The sequence below is a fragment of the Pseudomonas sichuanensis genome (assembly GCF_024749065.1).
GTDB classification, from domain to species: Bacteria; Pseudomonadota; Gammaproteobacteria; order Pseudomonadales; family Pseudomonadaceae; genus Aquipseudomonas; species Aquipseudomonas sichuanensis.
This window is the reverse complement of sequence record NZ_CP087185.1, coordinates 2,499,263-2,522,579: the sequence shown is the minus strand read 5'-3', so window position 1 is coordinate 2,522,579 and position 23,317 is coordinate 2,499,263. Positions and strand designations below refer to the sequence as shown.

Here is a 23,317-nt window from a genome sequence, read left to right as displayed (position 1 = left end):
TCAGCCTCCGCGATCTTCTTTGGCCAGCCCGAGCAGGCGTTGGCGCAACTGTGGGTCTCGGGCTCTCGGGTCCAGCCAGATGGCGAAGAACGCCTGGGCGAAGGCCGGGTCGGCGACCTCGGCGCGCAGTTGGCCATCGACATAGAAGCGGCAGCCCTGCCCGGGCAGGTACAGCCCGGTGATGCGCATGCCCGGGCGCACGTCGACGAACGCGGCGCGCATGTTGTTTGCCCAGCGCTCGAGGGTTTGCGGGCTGGGCGGCTGCGCGGCCAGACGGCGCATTTCGGTGAGGCTGGCGTCGACCAGGGTGTCGCGGGACAGTGCCCGGTGGTAGCGCAGTTCGAGGGCGAAGGGTTCATCCCAGCTTTGCGGCGAACCGGCACTGAACAGGCGGGCGCTGTACAGGCGCAGGCCGAACCAGCTGAAGTCGCCGCTGCCGGTCAGGTGGGCCTGTGGCAGGGTGGTGCGCCAGTCTGCGCAGGCGGGCTGGGATAGGGCCATAGCCATGGCCAGGAGGATGGCCAGGGTAATCAGCGTTTGCCTTGCGGGGTTGTGGGCCATTTAGCGAACACCCGGGCGTATGCGAATACTGTACAAGTATATTTTCTTGTACAGATATTGGTGGCTGAAATCTTGATTTTGTATAGATTTTTTAGGGTGGGGTTTGGGGCTTAGTGTTTTGGTTTTGGTAGATGTATGCGCATTCAGCGGTGATGTCGACTTTTAGTCACCTTTCCGCCCTTACGGCGGGTTACTTTGGTCTTGGCCAAAGTAACCAAAGCCGTTCGCTCCCATCATACGGCCCCTGCGCTGCGCTCCGGGGTCCCCTCGCTCCGGTGCCTTCCGGGCCCGCGCGGCCTACGACTTGCTGCGCAAGTCTACATCTCGCACCTTCGGCTACGCCGAAGGGTGCTGCGCACCAGGGCCCTCCAGTCACCTCCACTCGGCCTCCTGAAGTCGCAATTTGTGTTGCCTGGACTATTGCGCGCTTAGAAGCAAGAGCAAGAGCAAGAGCAAGAGCAAGAGCAGTAATACGGCTATCTATATTTGGCTGTTGTTTATGTGTTGTTTGTTCGAACCCATTGAACTTGCACGTTCACTGTAGGAGCGGCCTTGTGCCGCGAAAGGGCTGCGCAGCGGCCCCGGCAATCTATGTGGTAACGCTGGGGCCGCTTTGCGGCCCTTTCGCGGCACAAGGCCGCTCCTACAAGTGCAGTGCATTGCAATCCTGAGCTCCCAACCATTCCAACTAGCGACAGCTAACGCCAGCCCAGGCGCCGCCCCTAACTTCGCGACTTCAGGAGGCTGAGCGTAGGCGTCTGGAGGGCCCTGGTGCGCAGCACCCTTCGGCGCAGCCGAAGGCGCGAGATGTAGACTTGCGCAGCAAGTCGGAGGCCGCGCGGGCCCGGAAGACGCCGGAGCGAAGGGACCCGCAGCGCAGCGGAGGGCCGTATGAATGGAGCGAGCGGTTTTTGGTTACTTTTTTCCAAGAAAAAAAGTAACCCGCCGTAAGGGCGGAAAGGTGACTTCGCGTCGACATCACAAATGAATGCACATACAACTACACAAACCCACTCACCCCAAACAACTAGCAACTAGCAACTAGCAACTAGCAACAACATTACGCAATAGCAACTCAAGCCCATTGCCCCCACGCGATCCACAACGCGAAGCCCAACAACCCGCGGCGAGGTGCTTGAAGCCCCGCTGTCCCAGGCAGCCTAACCGCATGCATCGCGCCCCCAAACATCCCAGCCCAAGACATGAACGAATCTTCATCTTCGCTGTGCGCCCCTGCCAGCAGGGCTCCACGCCCCTCCCCGGCGCTGCACGCCAGCCCCCACCTTGAGCCCCGCCGCACGCCCGCGTAGCATCGCCGCCCCGCACGCATCGCCCTGACCGACCCGCCACTGCCCATGCCACAACCCATCCCCCTCAAGGACCACGAAACAGAAAAGCACCTGGTCAACCGCCGGTTGCTGGCCTGTGCCCTGCTGGTGTTCAGCCTGGTGGCGGTGCTGGTGGGCCGGCTCTATGTGCTGCAGGTGGTGCAGCATGACCAGCAGACCGCAGTGTCGGAAAACAACCGCGTGCACGTGCTGCCGATCCCGCCCGAGCGCGGGCTGATCTATGACCGCAATGGCGTGGTCCTGGCCGACAACAAGCCCAGCTTCAACCTGACCATGACCCGCGAGCGGGCCGGTGATTCGGCCAAGGTGCTCGACGCCCTGGCGCAGGTTCTCAACCTCGGCGAGGACGAGCGCCACCAGTTCGACAAGGACCTGCGCCGTGGCCGCAAGCCCTTCGAGCCGGTCACGCTGATGGTTGGCCTGAGCGAGGAACAGATTGCCCTGATCGCCGTCAACCAGTTCCGCCTGCCGGGGCTGGAGGTGGAGCCGCAGTTCATCCGCGAATACCCACTGGCCGAGCACTTCGCCCATTCGGTGGGCTATGTCGGGCGCATCAACGAGAAAGAAGCCAAGTCCCTCGACAGCACCGAATACCGGGGCACCCAGTCGATCGGCAAGACCGGCGTCGAGCGCTTCTACGAACATGAACTGCACGGCCAGGTGGGTTACGAAGAGGTCGAGACCAACGCCCAGGGCCGGGTGATGCGCGTGCTGCGCCACCACGACCCGGTGCCGGGCAAGTCCATCGTGCTGAGCCTGGACGCCCACCTGCAGCAGGCCGCGGAAAAGGCCCTGGGTGACCGACGTGGCGCAGTGGTGGTGCTGGACCCGGCCAACGGCGACGTGCTGGCGATGGTCAGTAACCCCAGCTTCGACCCCAACCTGTTCGTCAAGGGCATCAGCTCCAGGCAGTACTCGGCACTGCGCGACTCGATCGACCGGCCATTGTTCAACCGCGTGCTGCGCGGCCTGTATGCCCCAGGCTCGACGGTCAAGCCGGAAGTGGCCATTGCCGGCCTCGACAGCGGCGTGATCACCCCCGGTAGCCGGGTGTTCGACCCCGGTTACTACGAACTGCCCAACTACGACCACAAGTACCGCAACTGGAACCACAGCGGCGATGGCTGGGTAGACATGTACACCGCGATCATGCGCTCCAACGACACCTACTTCTACGACCTGGCGCACAAGCTGGGCATCGACCGGCTGCATGACTACATGGCCGAATTCGGCCTGGGCCAGAAGGTCTCGCTGGACATGTTCGAGGAAGCCCCCGGGCTGATGCCGTCGCAAGCCTGGAAACGCGCCACCCGCCGCCAGGCCTGGTTCCCCGGCGAAACGCTGATCCTTGGCATCGGCCAGGGCTACATGCAGGTCACCCCGCTGCAACTGGCCCAGGCCACCAGCCTGCTGGCCAGCAAGGGCGCCTGGCACCGCCCGCACCTGGCGATGACCGTCGGCGGCCAGGCCCCCATCGACCCCAACCCTATGCCGGACATCGTGCTGCACGACAAGCGCGCCTGGGACCAAGTCAACCAGGGCATGCAAATGGTCATGCACGATGCCCGCGGCATCGCCCGCGCCGCCGCCGCCGGGGCCCAGTACCGCATCGCCGGCAAGAGCGGCACCGCGCAGGTGGTGGCGATCAAGCAGGGCGAGCGCTACAACCGTAACAAGACCCTGGAACGCCACCGCGACAATGCCCTGTTCGTCGGCTTCGCCCCGGCCGACCACCCGGCCGTGGTGGTGGCAGTGATGATCGAGAACGGCGAGGCCGGTGGACGGGTGGCGGGGCCGGTGGTGCGCGAGGTGATGGATGCCTATCTGCTGGATGAGCAGGGGCATCTGAAAGGGCAATATGCCGGCAATGGCACACCTGCCATACCGCACACTTAGCGTCCTGCCTCAGGAGCAAGCTGCTCGCTTCTGGCGGTGGCTTGGTTTGACAGCCAAGCCACCGCCAAAAGAAAACGTTTTGCCGAGACAGGGCACTGGCGCGATGATGGCGAATAACAGCCAGGCAATCAGCCTTGAGCAGCGCGGCTCTCAAGCTCGGCGCGGTAGCTGCGCAACGACGCGATGCGCTGGGCGCTGGCAGCCTCGCGCTCCTCGACGATCACTTTGAGCTGGTGCGACGCCTGCACCAGGTAAGCCTCCAGCGCATCGCCGGTGATATAGGTGCCCGACAGTTTGTTCAGCTTGCTCCAGCCATCGTTGAACACCTGCACGAAATCCTCCGAAACCGCACTCACCGCCAGCCACTCCGCGGCCTGGGTAACGAAGAACTGATCGGTGGCCAGCACCAGCTGCGCCAGGCGATTACGTCGCAGCGATTCACTGCTGCCCGCACGCTCGTAGTCCTCCACCCGCTCCAACGCCTCGTCGATGATCAACTGCATGAAATCGGTGAACGATTTGAAGAAGAAGGCGATTTCCTCGACGATCTCCTTGCTGCGCTTGAGCGCCGCCACGCTGAGGTTCAGCGACTTGACCGCCAGTTCGATGCTGCTCTGCTCACTGCGCGCGCCGTCGAGCAGCACGGTAATGCGCACCAATTCCGCCGCCTGCTCGCGCTTGACGCCTTCGTAGCGCTCGACGTTGTCGAGCATCTGCCGCTCCAACTGGCGCAACGACAATGCTTGATCTCTAAGCTGCCCCCCCACGTCACTCGCGGCATTTGCCAGTTCGCGCAGTAGTGCGCCCAACTGCTGCTCGGTGCCACCGAGCAACGCTTGCGCCTCGCGCAACTCGCCACGCACGCGCTCCAGGCGCTTGTCCAGTTCCTCAACCGCCAGCTCACTGGCGGCCGCTTCGCGCTGCGCCTCGAGCTCGGCAAGGGTGCGCTGCAGATCGGTAACGACCTTGCCCTGGGCGACTCGCTTGGTTTCCAGGTTGGCCTTCTCCACCAGCTTGGTCGGGTCGGCATTAGCGCTGTACTGGTTGGCGAGCGCTCCGACACTGGCCGCGCCCAGCAGCGCCGAGCTGCCACCGGTAGCCCCCATGGCCGCGATCGGGAGCACGGCCGACAGGACCTGGGTGACGCCGCTGATCAGCGACGCCCAGAACGCCTTCTGTTCCGCGCCCTTGGCTTGCTGCCCGTACTCACGCGCCAACTTGTCGAAACGGTTGACCTGCTCCTGCAGCGCCATGACCAAGCTGTCCAGTTCGTCACGCCGGGCCGTGGCCTCGAGGATCTCCTGCTTGATCTTGCGATTGGCTTCGAGGGTCTCGCTCAGGGCGATCTCGCTGCTGGCCATGACCGCTTCGATATCACGCAGGATCTGCTCATAGGTATCGACGATGGTCGCCAGGTTACCGCGAACCCCCGCCGCAGCCTGGGCAATGTGCCGGGCCATTTCCAGCAACTCACCACCGACATACTGGCGGATTTCTTCGGCATCGTTGTCTTCTTTCACATCCAGCCAGTCCGGCAGCACCGTGCGCAACCGGGTGCCGAGGCTCCTGGCGACCCGCACAGCGCCCTTGATGCTGCGTTCGCTCTGCTGCTGGGCCTGGATCAGCCGATTCATGATATTGGCGATCCGTACCCGGATCGCGCCCTGGGCCTGGGGCGTGGTGTTGTAGGCGATGTACAGCAGCTCGATGGCATGGTCGGTGTCGGTCTTGGCGCGATCGATCTGGTAATTGCCTTCGATCTTCTTCTTGAAACTGGCCACCAGCGGCGATTCAGCGCCGGGCAGTTGCAGTGGCTGAGCACTGACGATGCTCTGTACCTGCTCGGTTATCTGACTCTCCAGCAGGACATTTCGATTGGTAAAAGAGACGATTTCAGACATGTAATACATCCTTTCAGTAGGTTGGTAACGGCCGCTGCGACGATGGCGCAGTGCGTGGCAGGCATGCCTGGCCTTAGCCACCATTCATGGCGGCGCCAGCAAAGCCAGGCAGAACCAATGTGCGCGCTTTGCCCATGCCCGCTTAAGCAGGAAATAACCCCATCACGGGTAGGTAGTGGCCTGCTCGCAAAGTGGGACACGGCTAATCGATCAGTCAGAACCAGGTAAAGGGATGCAGTCATTTTCCCAATCGCTGGGGTAACGCACGTCTTCTGCGCGCAACGGCGGCCAGGCGTCGTAGAGCAGCCGGTGGCTGGCGCCCAAGGCATCGCGCAAGGGCTTGCGCAAAGGTTGCAGCGCCTGGGCATGGCAAGTGGCCTGATCACCTGTCCGGTGGGCACACGCCTCAAGCGCGTAATCGAAGTCGTCGAGCAAGATGAAGTTGGCCTGTTTACGCGTGCGCGTGGTGCTCAGGAAAGGTTTGATGATCTCGATGCCTTGCTCGGCGCGACGGGCGATCGCGAGGCTGCCTTGAACGGTGCTGTGCGCGTTTTCCAGACCCTGGAAGTACAGGCGATGTTCAGGCCTGGTGGGCGGGTAGCCATAGCGTGCCTTGGCGTCTTCCAACTCGCGCAGTGCCTCGCGTGCCAGTTGCTCCAGTTGCGGGCGCCGACGCAATTCATCGCCAAAGGCGCGTTCCACCCAGGCGATACGCTCGATCAACAGTTGCTCCAAACTGCCCAGGCGGTCCTGGCACAGGGACATGCGTTGTTGCAGCGCGTGCTCCGATGATGTGAGCGGGACAGCCCCGGCCAGGGCACTGGTCGATGCCAGCCCAGCCCAGAGCAACAGGGGAAGAGCGCGGGACACAAGGAAAGGGTGCTTGGTGCTGTTCATGGCGAATCTCCGATAAAGGGGGTGCATTGCACCTGCCATGCGCAAACTGCAACAAGCTGGAACCCTTGCCCTGCAAGGGCTTTCACAAGGTATGCAGGACGCTTCAGACGCAAACATCTGCCACGGACAACCTTTCAACAGCAGCCGAACAGGTAAGAAATCGTGCGTATAATCGCGGCTTTTTCCGACTGCGATTTACCCCTTCATGAAAAGACTGTTGTACGCAGCATCCCTGTGCCTCGCCCTCATCCCCCACGCCTTCGCCACCCCGCCGGCGACCTTCACCGAAGCCAAGGTCATCGCCAAGCAGAAGATCTACCTCGACCAGGCCAACAGCGCCCAGGGCGACCTGTACTGTGGCTGCAAATGGACCTGGGTCGGCAAGTCGGGCGGGCGCGTCGACCCGGCCTCCTGCGGTTATGAAACCCGCAAGCAGCAGAGCCGCGCCGAACGCACCGAGTGGGAACACATCGTCCCGGCCTGGACCTTCGGCCACCAGCGCCAGTGCTGGCAGAACGGCGGCCGCGAAGCCTGCGTCGACAAGGACCCGGTGTTTCGCGCCATGGAAGCCGACCTGTTCAACCTCTACCCGGCCGTGGGCGAAGTGAACGGTGACCGCAGCAACTTCAACTACGGCATGGCCGCAGGCGTTGCCCCGCAGTACGGCCAGTGCACGACGAAAATCGACTTCCAGCAGAAAGCCGCCGAACCGCGCAACGAAGTCAAAGGCCTGGTGGCGCGCACCACCTTCTACATGTTCGATCGCTACCAGCTGAGCATGTCGCGCCAACAACAGCAGTTGCTGATGGCGTGGGACAAGCAGTACCCGGTTACCCCCTGGGAGAAGGAACGCGACCGTCGCATCGCGGCGGTGATGGGGCATTCCAATCCGTTCGTGACCGGTGAGCGCAGCTGGACGCCGGGTTACAAACCAGCGGGTGCCGCCCCGGTGGTGACCGCCGCCGCGCAACCTGCCAAGCCCAGCCCGGCCAACACGGCGCCGCACGGTGTCGTGCTGGGCAACCGCAACAGCCAGGTCTACCACCTGGCCAGCGGCTGCCCGGGTTATGCCCAGGTGGCGGCGAAGAACCAGGTGGCATTCGACTCCGAAGCCGCGGCGCAGGCGGCCGGCTACCGCAAAGCCGGTAACTGCAAGTAGCACCTGCGCGGGCTCCCGGCACATCGACCGCCGGGAGCCTGCAGCGGTTTCAGCTTGACGTTTACGTCAAGCTCACTTTAGGTTAACGCTGATCCCACCCCCCGAGCATCAGCATGACCAGCCAGACCTACAGCATCTCCGACCTGTCCCGCGAGCTGGACATCACCACCCGCGCCATCCGCTTCTACGAGGAGCAGGGCCTGCTCAGCCCCGAGCGCCGCGGCCTGGAGCGCATCTACTCGGCCCGCGACAAGGTCACCCTCAAGCTGATCCTGCGCGGCAAGCGCATCGGCTTCTCGCTGGCCGAGTGCCGCGAGCTGATCGAGCTGTACGACCCCACGGGCGGCAACCTCAAACAGCTCAACAGCATGCTCGGCAAGATCGCCGAACGCCGTGCCCAGCTGGAGCAGCAGATGCTCGACATCCAGCAGATGCACCTGGAGCTGGACACCGCCCAGGAACGCTGCGAGCAGGCCCTGGCCGCCACCTTGAACCAGCAGCCCCACAACCGTTGACCTGCCACAGGAAGCCCGCCATGTCATTGCCCAAGAACGTCCGCCTGGTCGAAGTCGGCCCCCGCGACGGCCTGCAGAACGAAGCCCAGCCTATCAGTGTCGCCGACAAGGTGCGGCTGGTGGACGACCTTACCGACGCTGGCCTCGCCTACATCGAGGTGGGCAGCTTCGTCTCGCCCAAGTGGGTGCCGCAGATGGCCGGCTCCGCCGAGGTGTTCGCCGGTATCCAGCAACGTGCCGGCGTGACCTACGCTGCGCTGGCGCCCAACCTGCGTGGTTTCGAGGATGCCCTGGCGGCGGGGGTGAAGGAGGTGGCGGTGTTTGCGGCGGCGTCCGAGGCCTTCTCCCAGCGCAATATCAACTGCTCGATCAGCGACAGCCTCAAGCGCTTCGAGCCGATCATGGACGCAGCGCGCAGCCATGGCGTGCGGGTGCGCGGCTATGTCTCGTGCGTGCTGGGCTGCCCGTACGAAGGTTTCGTGCAGGCCGAGCAGGTTGCCCCAGTGGCCCGCGCCTTGCACCAGATGGGCTGCTATGAAGTATCGCTGGGCGACACCATCGGCACCGGTACGGCGGGCGACACCCGCAGGTTGTTCGAGGTAGTGGGCAAGGATGTGCCACGCGAGCAATTGGCCGGGCACTTCCACGACACCTACGGCCAAGCGTTGGCCAACGTGTATGCCAGCCTGCTCGAAGGCATCGCGGTATTCGACAGCTCGGTCGCAGGCCTGGGTGGCTGCCCCTACGCCAAGGGCGCCACTGGCAACGTTGCCACCGAAGACGTGCTGTACCTGCTGCAGGGCCTGGGCATTGAAACCGGCATAGACCTCGACCGCCTGATCGCCGCAGGCCTGCGTATCAGTGAGGTACTGGGCCGCGCTACCGGTTCGCGGGTGGCACGGGCACGCAGCGCGGGCTGAGTCACACCGGTGTCACATAAGTGTGGGTGGAGTGTTACCGCCCACACCTCTGGCAGCAAAAAATCGGGTAACAGGGAAACAAATCGACAAAATTTCAGGTGCCAGGTTTTTTCGAAAATCCTTAAATCATTGATTTTAAAGGGATTTAAAAAGTTGGCACGGCACCTGCTATATCTCTGGCACAACAAGAACAAAAAAAAGCGACATCTAATAAAAACAACATGAAACGGTTCTGACATAACAAGAACAACACGGCAGAAGCGTAGCAAGCAGATTTTTTTGGAGTCGACGTGCTTTCCAGGGAAGCTTTCGCAGAAAAGCCCCGCAGCCTGACACAGAACAATAAAACTACCTGAAGGTAGCGACAGTCACGGTTGGATCACACACGTTGCATGAACGCAGGTCAGCGCTCAAAAAAATACGTTTGCTCTTGGCCCCGGGTAGGGGCCCCGCAGTACCGAGACAAAAGCCGACAAAAACAACAACAGGCCAGTCTCCAATAATAAAAAAAGAGCAGGCAACAACGCTTATGAGGGGAGCTTCGGCTCCCCTCAGTGCTTCCTGCCCTCCTCCTCGCTATTCTCCTCGCTCCCGCCCTCCACCTTGTCCACCAGCAGCGGCATCGTGCCCAGCACCAACAGCGCCAGCACCGTGCTGAGCAACGCCGTGGCCTCGCGCCCCATGCCTGCGGCCGTGCCGATGGCAGCGGTCATCCACAGCCCGGCGGCGGTGGTCAGGCCCTTCACATGGCTGGTGTCCTGGCCGTGGCCCTTGAGGATGGTGCCTGCACCGAGAAAGCCGATGCCCGCGACAATGCCCTGGATCACCCGGCTCAGCGCCTGTTCGTCGGCCCCGGCCATGCTCGGGGCCAGCACGAACAGCGCCGCCCCCAGGGATACCAGCATATGCGTGCGCACCCCGGCCGCCTTGCCTTTGCTTTCGCGTTCGAAGCCCAGCACCGCGCCCAGCAGCGCCGCCATCAGCAGGCGTACGAGGATGCGGGTGATCTCCTGTTCGTCTGTGATGTCGGCGAATTCAGACTGAATGGTCGAGAGGATCGTTTCCATCGGATGTACTCCTGCACTTGCCTCATCGCGGGGCAAGCCCGCTCCCACATGTATTGCGCGAGCGCTGTAGGGCGGCCTTGCCCCGCGATGAGGCCCTTACTGAAGCTGACCGCACCCTCCCCCAGGAGTGCCACCGAGCATAAAGTTGCAGCATCCACGCCCGGCCTGTGGTCACACCCTGTAACCGCCCCAGGAGGACCCCGCCATGCCCATCGAAGTCGACGAAACCACCCGCCACTGCACCCTGATCGGCGACCACATCCGCCTGGAAGGCACCGGCCCCGAGATCGAGATCGTCACCGACGCACAGCTGCGCATGTCGGTGGCCATCCTGGCCGGCGAACGCGTGCCCATCACCGAAGCCGAGGCCGACGCACTCACCGTCGCAGGTGCGGTGGATAGCCGCAGGCATCTGAAGGCCAGCGTCCCAGGCTCGGTAATCTAGGGCCTCGGGGCTTCGGAAGAGAATCTGATACGGTTTTTATCGCGCTATGTGAGTCTGTGCTGCAAACAGATCGAGGGCCATAGTGCCCAGGCCTGATCGAGGCCTGATGAGCGATGAACCATGAGTGACAGAATCCCCTTCCGAGTCATCGAGATTGCCCCCGCCGCCGTCAACAAGAGCAAAAGCCAGCCGGACGGCGGCATCCACACCCGCAGCTTCAGCGGCTTCTACCGCAACCTGCGGATTACCTTCGCCGGCGCGCTGTTCCTGCTGTTCTTCGGCACCGCCTGGCTGCAGTGGGACGACCGCCAAGCGGTGTTGTGGGACCTGGCCGACAGCAAGTTCCACATCTTTGGCGCGACGTTCTGGCCGCAGGATTTCATCCTGCTCTCGGCGCTGCTGATCATCTGCGCCTTCGGCCTGTTCGCCATCACCGTGTTCGCCGGCCGTGTGTGGTGTGGCTACAGCTGCCCGCAGAGCACCTGGACCTGGCTGTACATGTGGTGCGAAAAAGTCTGTGAAGGCGACCGCAACCAGCGCATCAAGCTGGCCGCCGCGCCCTGGGGTATCAACAAGCTCGCCCGACGCAGCCTGAAGCACACATTGTGGCTGGCCATCGGCCTGCTCACCGGGCTGACCTTCGTCGGCTACTTCACCCCGATCCGCCCGCTGGCCGCCGAACTGTTCAGCCTGGAACTGGGCGGCGTCGCGCTGTTCTGGGTGCTGTTCTTCACTGGCGCCACTTACATAAATGCCGGCTGGCTGCGCGAGGCGGTGTGCATGCACATGTGCCCCTATGCGCGCTTCCAGGGTGTGATGTTCGACAAGGACACCCTGGCGGTGGCCTACGACCCCAGCCGCGGTGAAGCCCGTGGCCCGCGCAAGAAAGGCAACATCCCCGGCGAGCAGGGCCTGGGCGACTGCATCGACTGCACCCTGTGCGTGCAGGTCTGCCCCACCGGCATCGATATCCGCGACGGCCTGCAGATGGGCTGCATCGGCTGCGCGGCGTGTATCGACGCCTGTGACGGGGTAATGGACAAGATGGGCTATGCCCGCGGCCTGATCGGCTACAAGTCCGAGCACAACCTGCAAGGCGGCACCACCCAATGGCTGCGCCCGCGCCTGCTGGGCTACGCCGCGGCGCTGGTGGTGATGATCGGCGCGCTGGTCGTGGCCCTGCAACTGCGCCCCATGGTGTCGATGGACGTGATCAAGGACCGCGGCCTGTTCCGCGAGAACGCCCAGGGCCAGATCGAGAACATTTACCTGCTCAAGATCATCAACAAGACCAGCGAGCCGCAGCACTATCGCCTGCGCCTGGTCGACGCCGACGGTTTCGAGTTGCACGGGCGCACCGAGTTCAGCATCGCCGCCGGCGAGATGAGCGAGCTGCCCGTGTCGGTGGCACTACTGGCCGACCGCCCGAGCAGCAGCTCGCAGGAGCTGACCTTCGAGCTCCAGGACAGCGACCAGCCTGGGGTGCGCAGCATCGCCCACAGCCGCTTCGTCGCGCCGATGAACCGCTGATCCCTTACACTGCCCATGACCTTGCCCGTGCAGAACACCATGAAACGCTATGAACGCTTCGCCGACGACATTGCCGAACTGATCCGCACCGGGGTGCTTGGCCCCGGCCAGCGGGTGCCCTCGGTACGCTATGCCAGCCAGACCCACGGGGTCAGCCCGTCCACGGTGTTCCAGGCCTACTACCTGCTGGAACGCCGCGGCCTGATCCGCGCCCGACCGCGCTCGGGCTACTTCGTCAATGCCCACGCCCCGCGCCCGTTCAATGAACCACAGGTGCAGGCGCAGGCCACCGAGTCCACCGATGTGGACGTCAGTGGCCTGGTGTTCTCGATCCTCGACTCAATCAAGGACCCGCACACCGTGCCGTTCGGCTCGGCCTTCCCCAGCCCCGCGCTGTTCCCCCTGCAACGCCTGTCCCGCTCCCTGGCCAGCGCCAGCCGAGCCATGGACCCGCGCATGGTGGTCACCGACCTGTCGCCGGGCAACCCGCAACTGCGCCGGCAGATCGCCCTGCGCTACATGGTCGGCGGGCTGATGCTGCCGATGGAAGAGCTGCTGATCACCAATGGCGCGCTGGAGGCACTCAACCTGTGCCTGCAGGCCGTGACCCAGCCGGGTGATCTGGTGGCCATCGAGGCACCGGCTTTCTATGCCTGCCTGCAGGTGCTCGAACGCCTCAAGCTCAAGGCCGTGGAAATCCCGGTACACCCGCGCGAAGGCATGGATCTGGCGGTGCTTGCGCAAACCCTGGACAAGCACCCGGTGAAAGCCGTGTGGTGCATGACCAACTTCCAGAACCCGGTGGGCGCGAGCATGCCCGAGGCGAAGAAGCAGGAGCTGGTCGAACTGCTGCGCCGCCACCAGGTGCCGCTGATCGAAGACGACGTCTACGCCGAGCTGTACTACGCGCAGCAGGCGCCCAAACCGGCCAAGGCCTTCGACACCGAGGGCCTGGTGATGCACTGCGGCTCGTTCGCCAAGAGCCTGGCGCCGGGCTACCGCATCGGCTGGGTGGCCGCCGGGCGCTTCGCGCAGAAGATCGAGCGGCTCAAGCTGATGACCTCGCTGTGCGCCTCGATGCCGGCCCAGGCGGCGATCGCCGATTACCTGCAACACGGCGGCTACGACCGCCACCTGCGCAAGTTGCGTTACGCCCTGGAAGGCCAGCAGGTCAACATGCTGGCGGCCATCGCCCGGCACTTCCCGGCGCAGACCCAGGTCAGCCACCCCTGTGGCGGCTACTTCCTGTGGCTGGAACTGCCCGAGCAGATGGACGCGCTCAAGCTGTTCCACATGGCGCTGGCGCAAGGCATCAGCATCGCCCCGGGGCCGATCTTCTCGCCGACCCGGCGCTTTGGTAACTGCATCCGCCTCAATTACGGCAGCCCCTGGGGCGACGGCGCCGAGCAGGCCATGGAGACCCTCGGGCGCATCGTGCGCTCGTTCTAGCGGCGCGCGGGCCGTCAGGCTACAGTGGCGCCAAGCCCGACGCTGGACACCTGCATGCCCGACCGCAACCTGCCCGCCCTGCTGCAAGAGCTGCAGGCGCTGCGCCAACGCAACGCCGAACTCGAGGCGCGCCTTGAGCAGCAGGCGCACGCCGATGACGATTTGTACCGCTTCCTGTTCGACACCATGGACGAAGGCTTTTGCGTCATCGAATTCTTCGATGGCCCGCACGGCCCGCTCAGCGACTACGTGCATGTCCTCGCCAACGCCGCCTACGCCCGCCACGCCGGCATCCCCAACGTGGTCGGGCAGAAGCTGCGCGAAATGGTGCCGGACGAAGCCGATGGCTGGGTCGCCCGCTACGGCGAGGTGCTGCGCACCGGCCAACCCTTGCAGTTCGAGCAGGAACTGGTGGCCACCGGGCATGTGCTGTCGGTGACCACATTCCGCATCGAACCCGCCGAGAAACGTCAGGTGGCAGTGCTGTTCAAGGACGTGACCGAGCGCCGCCGCGCCGAGGATGCCTTGCAGCAGCTCAATGAACATCTCGAACAACGTGTCAGCGCGGCCCTGGCCGAGCGCGGGCTGTTCGCCGAACTGGTCGAGCGCAGCGTGGCCAACGTGCATGTACTTGATACCGACCTGCGCTGGCTAGCCATCAACCAGCAGGCCCAGCGGGACTTTCACCGCCTGTTCGGCAGCACGCCGAAGGTAGGTGACAGCCTGGCGGACTTGATGCGCGAGCACCCCGATAGCCTGGCCGAAAACCTGCGCCTTTGGCAACGCGCCCTGGCCGGGGAAACCTACGTGCAAACCACCGCCTTTCCCGAGGGCGCGAAGACAAGCTATTTCGAGCTGCACTTCAGCCCAATCCACGCCCCCTCGGGCAGCATCATCGGTGCCCACCTGTTCGCCTACAACGTCACTGAGCGGGTATCCGAACAGCAGCGACTGCTCAAGGCCGAGGAGGCCCTGCGCCAGGCACAGAAAATGGAAGCGGTGGGCCAGCTCACCGGCGGTATCGCCCACGACTTCAACAACCTGCTGGGCGGCATCCTCGGCGCCCAGGAGCTGGTGCGCCAGCGCCTGGAACAATCGCGCCCGGATGAAATCCCCGACCTGCTCGACACCGCCAGCAATTCGGCCCGCAGCGCCGCGGCGCTGGTCCATCGCCTGCTGGCGTTCTCGCGACGCCAGACCCTGTTGCCCCAGGCGACTGCGGTGGGTGCCCTGGTGCAGACGATGGAAGAACTGATCCGCCGCAGCGTCGGCCCGGCCATCCAGCTCAGCGTCCACTGTACCGATGACCTGTGGCCCACCTTCATCGACCCGCCACAGCTGGAAAGCGCGCTGCTCAACCTGTGCATCAACGCCCGCGACGCCTTGCCCGCCGGCGGCCTGATCGACATCCACTGTGCCAACCAGCTACTCGACGAGGACCGTGCCGCCCTGCTCGACCTCCCCGCCGGCGATTACCTGTGCCTGAGCGTGCGCGACAACGGCCGCGGCATGCTCCCGGAGGTGGCGGAGCGCGCCATCGACCCGTTCTTCACCACCAAACCACTGGGCCAGGGCTCCGGGCTCGGGTTGTCCATGGCTTACGGTTTCGTGCGCCAGTCTGGTGGCCAGTTGCTGATCCACTCGCAACCGGGGGCGGGCACGCAGGTCGAACTCCTCCTGCCGCGGCATTTCGAAGCACCCGTGGCGAGCCAGCAGCCAGCGAGGCCCGACGACAGGGCTCACCACCAGGGTGCGCAGATCCTGCTGGTCGAGGACCAGGCCGCCTTGCGCCTGGTGATAGGCGAAGTGCTCGAAGAGTTCGGCCATCGGGTGCACAGCGTGGAGAACGGCGCGCAAGCCCTCGAGGCCATGGCGCGTGGGCTCTTGCCGAACTTGCTGATCAGCGACATCGGCCTGCCCGGAAGCCTCAATGGCCGGCAGGTGGCCGAGGCGTGTCGAGCCCGGCATGCGGATCTGCCGGTATTGTTCATCACCGGTTACGACGAAAGCGCGGCGCACAGCGACGGCGTGCTGCCGCCGCGTACGGCGGTGCTGCTCAAACCGTTCGAACTGGGCGACATCGCCGACAAAGTGGCCGAACTGCTCGCACTCGGCTGACTCAGCGCCCACCGCCCAGGTCGATGAAGCTGCCGGTGGAGTAGGACGCCTTGTCCGACAGCAGCCACAGGATCGCCTCGGCGACTTCCTCTGGGCGGCCACCTCGCCCCATCGGCAGGCCGGGCTCGAGCTTGGCGACCCGGTCCGGGTCACCGCTCAGGGCGTGGAAACCGGTGTGGATGTAACCGGGGCGCACGCCGTTGACCCGCACACCCTCGCCGGCCACCTCCTTGGCCAGGCCGACCGTGAAGGTGTCCAGCGCGCCCTTGGACGCGGCGTAATCGACGTATTCGTTGGGCGACCCCAGGCGCGCGGCCACCGACGATACATTGACGATAGCCCCGCCCTGCCCGCCGTGACGGCGCGACATGCGCAGCAGCGCGTGCTTGGCGCACAGCATCGGCCCGACCACGTTGGTTTTCATGATCTTGAGCAGGCGGAACTCGGACATGCCCTCGACCCGGCTCTGCTGGCCGATGGTGCCGGCGTTATTGACCAGTGCAGTGACCGGGCCGAGTTCATGGTCGACGCGCAGGAACAGCTGCGCCACTTCGTCCTCGACACTGGCATCGGCGCGCACCGCAATGGCGCTGGCGCCAAGCTCGCGAACCTGCGCCAGCACCGCTTCGGCGGCCTGGTCGTCGGCGTGGTAGTTGATGCAGATACGGTAACCCTGCTGCGCCGCCAGCAATGCGGTGGCGGCGCCGATGCCCCGGCTGGCGCCGGTGATGACGATGACCTTGTCCATGAATCGGTCCGGATGACTGGAAAAGGCCTACGAGATTAGGGGAAAAGCGTTGAGCGGAGCAATGGTGATGGCGTAGGGGCGGCCAGGTGCATGGCGATGAATTTGCAGCGCCCTTAAGATCGAGTGCCGCGCGGGCGGCGCTCGATCTTAAGGGCAGCACAAAACTCCCGCCATGCACCCAATGCCCATTCACCAGGCCAGCTTTTTCAAAGGCCCCCTCGTTACCCTGCACATTTGCTTGTATGGTGTTGTCCAAGAAGGATGTTTTACCCGCACAGGAACGACTTAGATGCCCCAACGCAATGTCATCAACGCCTCCGTCAGCCCCAAAGGCAGCCTGGAGACCCTGTCGCAACGTGAAGTCCAGCAACTGAGCGAAGTCGGTACCGGCAGTCTCTACACCCTGTTCCGCCAGTGCGCCCTGGCAATCCTCAATACCGGCGCCCATGTCGACAATGCCAAGACCATTCTCGAAGCCTACAAGGACTTCGAGGTGCGCATTCATCAACAGGACCGCGGCGTGCGCCTCGAGCTGCTCAACGCCCCGGCCGATGCCTTCGTCGATGGCGAGATGATCGCCAGCACCCGCGAAATGCTGTTCAGCGCCCTGCGCGACATCGTCTACACCGAAAGCGAGCTGGCCAGCCAGCGCATCGACCTGGAGAGCTCGCAAGGCCTCACCGACTACGTCTTCCACCTGCTGCGCAACGCGCGCACCCTGCGCCCGGGCGTCGAGCCGAAAATGGTCGTGTGCTGGGGCGGCCACTCGATCAGCAGCGAGGAATACCAGTACACCAAGAAGGTCGGCCACGAGTTGGGCCTGCGCAAGCTGGACGTCTGCACCGGCTGCGGCCCGGGCGTGATGAAAGGCCCGATGAAGGGCGCCACCATCGCCCACGCCAAGCAGCGCATGCACGGCAGCCGTTACCTGGGCCTGACCGAACCGGGCATCATCGCCGCCGAGGCGCCCAACCCGATCGTCAACGAGCTGGTGATCCTGCCGGACATCGAGAAGCGTCTCGAAGCCTTCGTCCGCGTCGGCCACGGCATCATCATCTTCCCCGGCGGCGCCGGCACCGCCGAGGAATTCCTCTACCTGCTCGGCATCCTCATGCACCCGGACAACCACGAGCTGCCCTTCCCGGTCATCCTCACCGGGCCGCGCAGCGCCGAGGCGTTCCTGTTGCAACTGCACGCCTTCGTCGGCGCCACCCTTGGCGAAGCCGCGCAACGCCACTACCAGATCATCATCGACGACCCGGCCGAGGTGGCCCGGCAGATGGTCGAAGGGCTCAAGGCGGTCAAGCAGTTCCGCCGCGAGCGCAACGATGCGTTCCACTTCAACTGGCTGCTGAAGATCGCCGAAGGCTTCCAGCACCCGTTCGACCCCACCCATGAAAACATGGCCAACCTGGCCCTGCGCCGCGACCTGCCGCCCCATGAACTGGCCGCCAACCTGCGCCGGGCCTTCTCCGGCATCGTCGCCGGCAACGTCAAGGACAAAGGCATCCGCCTGATCGAAGAACACGGGCCGTACCAGATCCGCGGCGACGCGGCGATCCTCGACCCGCTGGGCCGCCTGCTGCAGGCGTTCGTCGACCAGCACCGGATGAAACTGCCGGGCGGCGCGGCCTATGTGCCGTGCTACCAGGTGGTGAGCTGAACAACCCCGGGGCCGCGCAAGCGGCCCCGACTGCATTCAGGCCAGGTTCCCTGGCGCAGATGAATTTTTCTTAAATCGCCGTTTGTCTATTCTTTGGCACAATCAGTCATCCCCTTTGCGCCCAGGAACCCGCATGCCACGCGTACTGACCATTGAAGACGACGCCGTCACCGGCCAGGAAATCGTCGCCGAACTCTCCAGCCACGGCCTTGACGTGGACTGGGCCGACAATGGCCGCGAGGGCCTGGCCAAAGCCATTGCCGGCGGCTACGACCTGATCACCCTGGACCGCATGCTGCCGGAGGTGGACGGCCTGACCATCGTCACCACCCTGCGCAACCTGAAGATCGCCACCCCGATCCTGATGATCAGTGCCCTGTCCGATGTCGACGAACGGGTGCGCGGCCTGCGTGCCGGCGGCGACGACTACCTGACCAAACCCTTCGCCTCCGACGAGATGGCCGCCCGGGTCGAAGTGCTGCTGCGCCGCAACAGCACGCCCATGACCCAGACCCGCCTGACGGTGGCCGACCTGGAGCTGGACCTGATCAGCCATGAAGCGCGCCGCGGCGAGCAGGCGCTGAACCTGCTGCCCACCGAATACAAGCTGCTGGAATACCTGATGCGCCACGCCGGCCAGGTGATCACCCGGATGATGATCTTCGAGGAAGTCTGGGGTTACCACTTCGACCCGGGCACCAACCTGATCGACGTGCACATCGGCCGCTTGCGCAAGAAGATCGACTCCCCCGGCCAGACCCCGCTGATCCGTACCGTGCGGGGTTCCGGCTATGCCATTGCCGAACCCGTCTAAGGGCTGGAGCTCGTCGACCAGCCGCCTGCTGGCGCTGTACAGCTTCCTCTTCGTGGCCTGGAGCAGCATCCTCATGGGGGTGCTGTACTTCGAGGTCTCCAGCTACCTGAACAAACTCACCCGCCACTCGATGATGCAGCGCCAGCACTTGTTCGCCCACATGAGCGGCAAGCAGCTGGACGACGCGCTGATCGCAAGCCAGGCCTTCGAGGAACGCAGCTTCGACGCCTACGGCCTGTTCGACCCGCAACTCAACCCGATTGGTGGGCGCATCCGCAGCATCCCGCCGGAACTGGGCCTGGACGGCAAGATCCATGAGCTCAAGCGCTGCCTCGACGCCGATGACCCACACCTGCCGCGCGACAGCTGCGACGCCGTGGCGATCCGCGTGCAGGACAGCCGCTGGCTGGTGCTGGTGCGCGACAACGGCTCGCTGTTCGTGGTCACCCGGATCATCCTGCATGCGCTGCTGTGGGGCATCTCGCTGACCCTGATCCCGGGCTTTGCCGGCTGGTACCTGCTGCGCCGCCGCCCGCTCAAGCGTATCCGCGCGATCCAGGCCCAGGCCGACCTGATCGTGGCCGGCGACCTGACCCACCGCCTGCCCCTGTCAGCCCGCCGCGACGAGCTGGACATGCTGGCCGCCATCGTCAACGCCATGCTCGATCGCATCGAGCGCTTGATGCATGAAGTGAAAGGCGTGTGCGACAACATCGCCCACGATTTGCGCACCCCGCTGACGCGCCTGCGCGCCCAGCTCTATCGCATCCGCCAGCAGAGCGGCGCCGGCTCGCCCGAGGGGGAAGCGCTGGACCAGGCGATCGGTGAGACCGACACCCTGATGGCGCGCTTTCGCGGCTTGCTGCGCATCAGCGAACTGGAAGACCGCCAGCGCCGCGCCGGCTTCGTCCAGCTCGACCCGCACGCGCTGCTGGTGGAGCTGCACGATTTCTATCTACCGCTGGCCGAAGACGGCGGCATTCGCCTGAGCCTTGAGCAACCCGCGCAGCTGGCCGCGCTGCATGGCGACCGCGAATTGCTGTTCGAGGCCCTGGCCAATCTGGTGGGCAATGCCATCAAGTTCACCCCTGAAAGCGGCGCGGTGCGCATTGCTGCGAGCCAGGATGAACAGGGTGTGCATATCGCCGTCGAGGACAGTGGCCCCGGCATCCCTGCGGATGAGCGCGAGGCTGTGCTCAAACGCTTCTACCGCAGCGAGGAAGGCCACCGCCACGCGGGCTTCGGCCTGGGGCTGTCGATTGTCGCGGCGATCGTCGATCTGCATGGGTTTGGGTTGCAGGTGGATGCCAGTCCCTTGGGCGGTGCCAGGTTGGTGCTGCATTGCCCATTGGTGGGGGCTGCGAAATAGAGCCGGCGCTCAGCGTGACCTGACTTTTGACTTCAGACCGGGTCGGGATCGGATTCAGGCTCTCGGGATTCCCTGGAGAGCCTAGAACTCCACCTTGCCCCGACCCGCCTTGACAGTGCTGCGCCTGGCTTTTCCGTCGAGGCGGCGGGTCTTCGAGCCGAGGGTCGGCTTGGTGGGACGGCGCTTCTTCTCGGTCTTGCCGGCAGCGATGATCAACTCGGCAAGGCGCGTCAGTGCGTCAGCGCGGTTCTGCTCCTGGGTGCGGTACTGTTGGGCCTTGATGATCAACACGCCGTCGCCGGTGATGCGGCTGTCACGCAGCGCCAGCAGCCGTTCCTTGTAAAACTCGGGCAGCGACGAGGCGGGAATGTCGAAGCGCAGGTGCACGGCGCTGGACACCTTGTTGACATTCTGCCCACCTGCGCCTTGCGCGCGGATGTACGTCAGTTCGATGTCGGCATCTGGTAGATGCACGTTATTGGAGATGGTCAGCATGGCATGGCCCTAGTGATTGCCCCCCATTATCACAGCCTTCGCCCCTCGCCCACAGGACAAAAAACGTCTGACCTCAACCACACTGATCGAAACGCCCTGCTCCGCCATTGCCAATTCTGCGACTCGGGGCGTGATCGGCAAACTCGTCAGGCACTTCGCCCATCAAGCAGCCCGCCGCACCCACCGAAACACCTGCCCTACCAGCAACAGGTTCACCAGCGCCAGGGCGATCAGACTGTACAGCACCCCATACGCCCCCAGGTGCTCGAACAGATACCCACCCACCAACGGCGTCAACGCCTGGCCAATCAGCGCCGGCCGCGACATGCGCCCCATCAGCAGCACATATTGCGCAGGCGGCAGCATGGCCAACGGCAACAACCCCCGCACGATGGCGCGCAGGCCATTGCCACAGCCGAAGACCAACAGGCCAATCGCCGTCGCCGCCGGGGCCAGCGTCACCAGCAGCAACCCCACCAGTACCAGGCCGGTCCACGCCAGCGCGGTCCACACAGGGTGCCGCCGGCCAATCAGGATCTGCAGCAGCCGTGACGCCACCTGGCTCGGCCCGAGCATCGCCGCCAGGCCGATGGCTGCTGCCAGCGAATGCCCCATGCCCTGGAGCACCGAAACCAACTGCACGGCAATCGCCGTCATGATGATCGCGCCGATGGCGAAGATCGTCGTCAGCAGCAGGTACAAGCGCCGGTCGATGCCCTCGCCCGCCTCACCGGCCTGAGCCTTGCGCTCAACCAACTGGCCACCGGGCGGCAGCACTTTCCAGTACAGCGGCGCCACCACCAGCAACAGCACCACGGCATACAGCACACAGGCCTGGCGCCAGCCTAGCTGTTCGATCATCAGCGCCACGGTGGGCCAGGACAACGTCGAGGCAAAGCCTGCGATCAGCGTCACCCCGGTGATCGCACGGCCCGCGCCCTCGGCATACAGCGCCCCAAGGGTGGCGAACAGCGCCTCGTACAAACCCATGGCCATGCCCACGCCGATCACCGCCCAGGCGAGCAGAAACCACGCCAGGCTGTGACTGGCGGCCATCAGCAGCAGCCCCAGCGCCACCACCGCGCCGCTGGCAGCCAACTGTGGGCGCCCGCCGTAACGGGCGATCAGGCGGCTGGACAGCGGCGCCAACAGCGCCGAGACCAGCAGGCTCAGCGACAGCGCGCCGTACACCCACTGGCTGGGCCAGCCGGTATCGCGGCTGATCGGTGCGGCCATCACCGCCATCAGGAAGAACGAGCCTCCCCAGACCAGGATTTGCAGTACACCGAGCCAGACGATGGCGAGGTTGGAGGGGGATTTGACGGTGGAATTCACGGTGTTGCCTGTGTTGAAACAGTGATGTTTGGCGCCCATCGCGGGGTACGGGAGTGGTATTGCACCGCGGTGGGGCTGGCGCTGGCAACGTATTCTAAATGTATTTGCCCCACCGCCGGGCAATCGCTTCGAACGGCCTTGGCTTCACCTCGGTAGCCACAACGGATACTGCTCGAAGTCGTACTCGCGCTGACTCCAGTCCGGCACCTTGTGCAGCCGGATCGGGCTTTTGCACAATGTCAGGGCGACCGGGACGAAGCTAAGTGGCTAGGGTCGCGCGTCCTGATAAGCAGGGTCACTCAGCCATTTAGCAGCCGTTTCCAGAAGCTCTTGTAGATTTAGTGAGCCGCCATATGCTTGAAATGCTGTGTCGTCTGCGTTGATTACTATCCAGTCCGTGTCGCTTCTTTCAATATTGATATTTAGGTTGCTTTTGCTATTTGCGCCAGTGATTTTGATTTTCCAGCCTGGGTTGTCAATGTTGGAGATCTCAATGCCGAATGAATGTTCCCAAACATCATTGCATTGACTGCTGTACCAGCTTTGTAGTTTTTCGATCAGGTTTTTCAACCGCAAAATCCTTGCCGCCATGAGAGTTCTCTGCAGCAGCCGAAACTTGCCGGCAGCATCAGTCTTTAAACCACACCTCGGATGCGATGACATATTGTGGTGTCACGCGCCCAGATTGACCACTCAGAGCTATCGGCCGCCTCGATAAATATTTCGACATTACTGAGATTTTTAGCTTCTATTTCTTCGCGACAGAGGATTGCTCCAGCTTTTGCTGCAATCAGTTGCAGGTCTATTGTCTGCTCCAATGAACGTGCAAAAATCCTCAGCTCAGGCCATGTCATGGAAATGCCATTATTCGAAGATCGGATGTTCTCTTCAAACGAGTCCATTGAGCTTCCTGATGGAGGGCAACCCATCCCGTAAAAATCGAATATATACCAACTCCATGAATTATCAGGAATGAACCCTAGCACATCTTCAAGTGAGATCTTCGAGCCACTCGGACTATACATAGGAAATGAGAGCATTTGCATCATGGCATCTCCATAGGGATTGCGGGGCCGTGCTGCCGTG

General features: G+C 63.8%; 20 protein-coding genes. 11 read left to right on the top strand and 9 right to left on the bottom strand.

All coding sequences use genetic code 11. The features are described from left to right. The gene (locus LOY51_RS11550) at window positions 1-561 is read right to left on the bottom strand and encodes a chalcone isomerase family protein (protein WP_258646262.1); all 561 of its coding nucleotides are present in this window, start codon (window positions 559-561) and stop codon (window positions 1-3) included. A 1,355-nt stretch (window positions 562-1,916) separates the two neighbouring features. Between LOY51_RS11550 and mrdA the strand changes: the two genes are divergently transcribed. Continuing rightward, a complete protein-coding gene (mrdA, locus tag LOY51_RS11545) occupies window positions 1,917-3,806 on the top strand; it encodes a penicillin-binding protein 2 (protein ID WP_125858350.1) in 1,890 nt (629 codons plus the stop codon). 128 nt (window positions 3,807-3,934) lie between these two features. Here mrdA and LOY51_RS11540 read toward each other — a convergent pair whose 3' ends face one another. After that, window positions 3,935-5,707 carry a coiled-coil domain-containing protein gene (locus LOY51_RS11540; protein ID WP_125858349.1) on the bottom strand — a complete coding sequence of 591 codons (1,773 nt, stop codon included), beginning with the start codon at window positions 5,705-5,707 and terminating at the stop codon, window positions 3,935-3,937. Between the two features lie 210 nt (window positions 5,708-5,917). Then, window positions 5,918-6,472, bottom strand: a complete 555-nt coding sequence (locus LOY51_RS11535; RefSeq protein WP_125858348.1) for a hypothetical protein — start codon at window positions 6,470-6,472, stop codon at window positions 5,918-5,920. A 337-nt stretch (window positions 6,473-6,809) separates the two neighbouring features. Between LOY51_RS11535 and LOY51_RS11530 the strand changes: the two genes are divergently transcribed. The 3 genes from LOY51_RS11530 (at window position 6,810) to LOY51_RS11520 (ending at window position 9,198) form a co-directional block, all read left to right on the top strand. Then, entirely contained in the window at window positions 6,810-7,763 is a 954-nt protein-coding gene (locus LOY51_RS11530; protein ID WP_125858347.1) for an endonuclease, read from the top strand. Between the two features lie 113 nt (window positions 7,764-7,876). After that, window positions 7,877-8,278 carry a MerR family transcriptional regulator gene (locus LOY51_RS11525; protein ID WP_110994597.1) on the top strand — a complete coding sequence of 134 codons (402 nt, stop codon included), beginning with the start codon at window positions 7,877-7,879 and terminating at the stop codon, window positions 8,276-8,278. A gap of 20 nt (window positions 8,279-8,298) precedes the next feature. After that, window positions 8,299-9,198, top strand: coding sequence for a hydroxymethylglutaryl-CoA lyase (locus LOY51_RS11520; RefSeq protein WP_125858346.1), 900 nt, complete (start codon window positions 8,299-8,301; stop codon window positions 9,196-9,198). A gap of 551 nt (window positions 9,199-9,749) precedes the next feature. Here the strand turns inward: LOY51_RS11520 and LOY51_RS11515 are convergent. Next, window positions 9,750-10,265 carry an MgtC/SapB family protein gene (locus tag LOY51_RS11515; RefSeq protein ID WP_125858345.1) on the bottom strand — a complete coding sequence of 172 codons (516 nt, stop codon included), beginning with the start codon at window positions 10,263-10,265 and terminating at the stop codon, window positions 9,750-9,752. 205 nt (window positions 10,266-10,470) lie between these two features. Here LOY51_RS11515 and LOY51_RS11510 point away from each other — a divergent pair, with 205 nt between their 5' ends. The 4 genes from LOY51_RS11510 to LOY51_RS11495 all read left to right on the top strand — a co-directional run bounded on the left by LOY51_RS11510 (window position 10,471) and on the right by LOY51_RS11495 (window position 15,807). After that, on the top strand, window positions 10,471-10,710 hold the full coding sequence (locus tag LOY51_RS11510; RefSeq protein ID WP_125858344.1) for a DUF3203 family protein: 240 nt from the start codon (window positions 10,471-10,473) through the stop codon (window positions 10,708-10,710). A gap of 120 nt (window positions 10,711-10,830) precedes the next feature. Then, window positions 10,831-12,240 carry a cytochrome c oxidase accessory protein CcoG gene (gene ccoG, locus LOY51_RS11505; protein ID WP_258646257.1) on the top strand — a complete coding sequence of 470 codons (1,410 nt, stop codon included), beginning with the start codon at window positions 10,831-10,833 and terminating at the stop codon, window positions 12,238-12,240. A gap of 39 nt (window positions 12,241-12,279) precedes the next feature. After that, complete coding sequence (gene mapR, locus LOY51_RS11500) at window positions 12,280-13,689, top strand: GntR family transcriptional regulator MpaR (protein ID WP_258646256.1); 1,410 nt, start codon at window positions 12,280-12,282, stop codon at window positions 13,687-13,689. 54 nt (window positions 13,690-13,743) lie between these two features. Beyond that, window positions 13,744-15,807 (top strand): PAS domain-containing protein, encoded by a 2,064-nt coding sequence (locus LOY51_RS11495; protein ID WP_258646254.1) that lies wholly within the window; start codon window positions 13,744-13,746, stop codon window positions 15,805-15,807. A 1-nt stretch (window position 15,808) separates the two neighbouring features. On the opposite strand, the gene LOY51_RS11490 is transcribed toward LOY51_RS11495, so the two are convergent. Next, on the bottom strand, window positions 15,809-16,555 hold the full coding sequence (locus tag LOY51_RS11490; protein ID WP_258646252.1) for an SDR family oxidoreductase: 747 nt from the start codon (window positions 16,553-16,555) through the stop codon (window positions 15,809-15,811). Between the two features lie 289 nt (window positions 16,556-16,844). On the opposite strand from LOY51_RS11490, the gene ppnN reads away from it, so the two are divergent. From ppnN to LOY51_RS11475, 3 genes are all read left to right on the top strand, one after another. Then, complete coding sequence (gene ppnN / locus LOY51_RS11485) at window positions 16,845-18,218, top strand: nucleotide 5'-monophosphate nucleosidase PpnN (protein WP_125463733.1); 1,374 nt, start codon at window positions 16,845-16,847, stop codon at window positions 18,216-18,218. Between the two features lie 133 nt (window positions 18,219-18,351). Beyond that, window positions 18,352-19,032: a response regulator transcription factor gene (locus LOY51_RS11480; protein WP_110994605.1), complete on the top strand. Its 681-nt coding sequence runs from the start codon at window positions 18,352-18,354 to the stop codon at window positions 19,030-19,032. Continuing rightward, window positions 19,010-20,401: a sensor histidine kinase gene (locus LOY51_RS11475; RefSeq protein ID WP_258646248.1), complete on the top strand. Its 1,392-nt coding sequence runs from the start codon at window positions 19,010-19,012 to the stop codon at window positions 20,399-20,401. Before LOY51_RS11480 ends, LOY51_RS11475 begins: the two co-directional genes overlap by 23 nt. 81 nt (window positions 20,402-20,482) lie before the next feature. Here LOY51_RS11475 and arfB read toward each other — a convergent pair whose 3' ends face one another. The 4 genes from arfB to LOY51_RS11455 form a co-directional block, all read right to left on the bottom strand. Beyond that, window positions 20,483-20,896: an alternative ribosome rescue aminoacyl-tRNA hydrolase ArfB gene (gene arfB / locus LOY51_RS11470; RefSeq protein ID WP_258646247.1), complete on the bottom strand. Its 414-nt coding sequence runs from the start codon at window positions 20,894-20,896 to the stop codon at window positions 20,483-20,485. Between the two features lie 162 nt (window positions 20,897-21,058). Then, a complete protein-coding gene (locus LOY51_RS11465) occupies window positions 21,059-22,231 on the bottom strand; it encodes an MFS transporter (protein ID WP_258646245.1) in 1,173 nt (390 codons plus the stop codon). 267 nt (window positions 22,232-22,498) lie between these two features. Beyond that, a complete protein-coding gene (locus LOY51_RS11460; RefSeq protein WP_258646243.1) occupies window positions 22,499-22,801 on the bottom strand; it encodes an Imm53 family immunity protein in 303 nt (100 codons plus the stop codon). A gap of 65 nt (window positions 22,802-22,866) precedes the next feature. Next, window positions 22,867-23,280, bottom strand: a complete 414-nt coding sequence (locus LOY51_RS11455) for a hypothetical protein (protein WP_258646240.1) — start codon at window positions 23,278-23,280, stop codon at window positions 22,867-22,869. Between the last annotated feature and the right edge of the window lie 37 nt (window positions 23,281-23,317).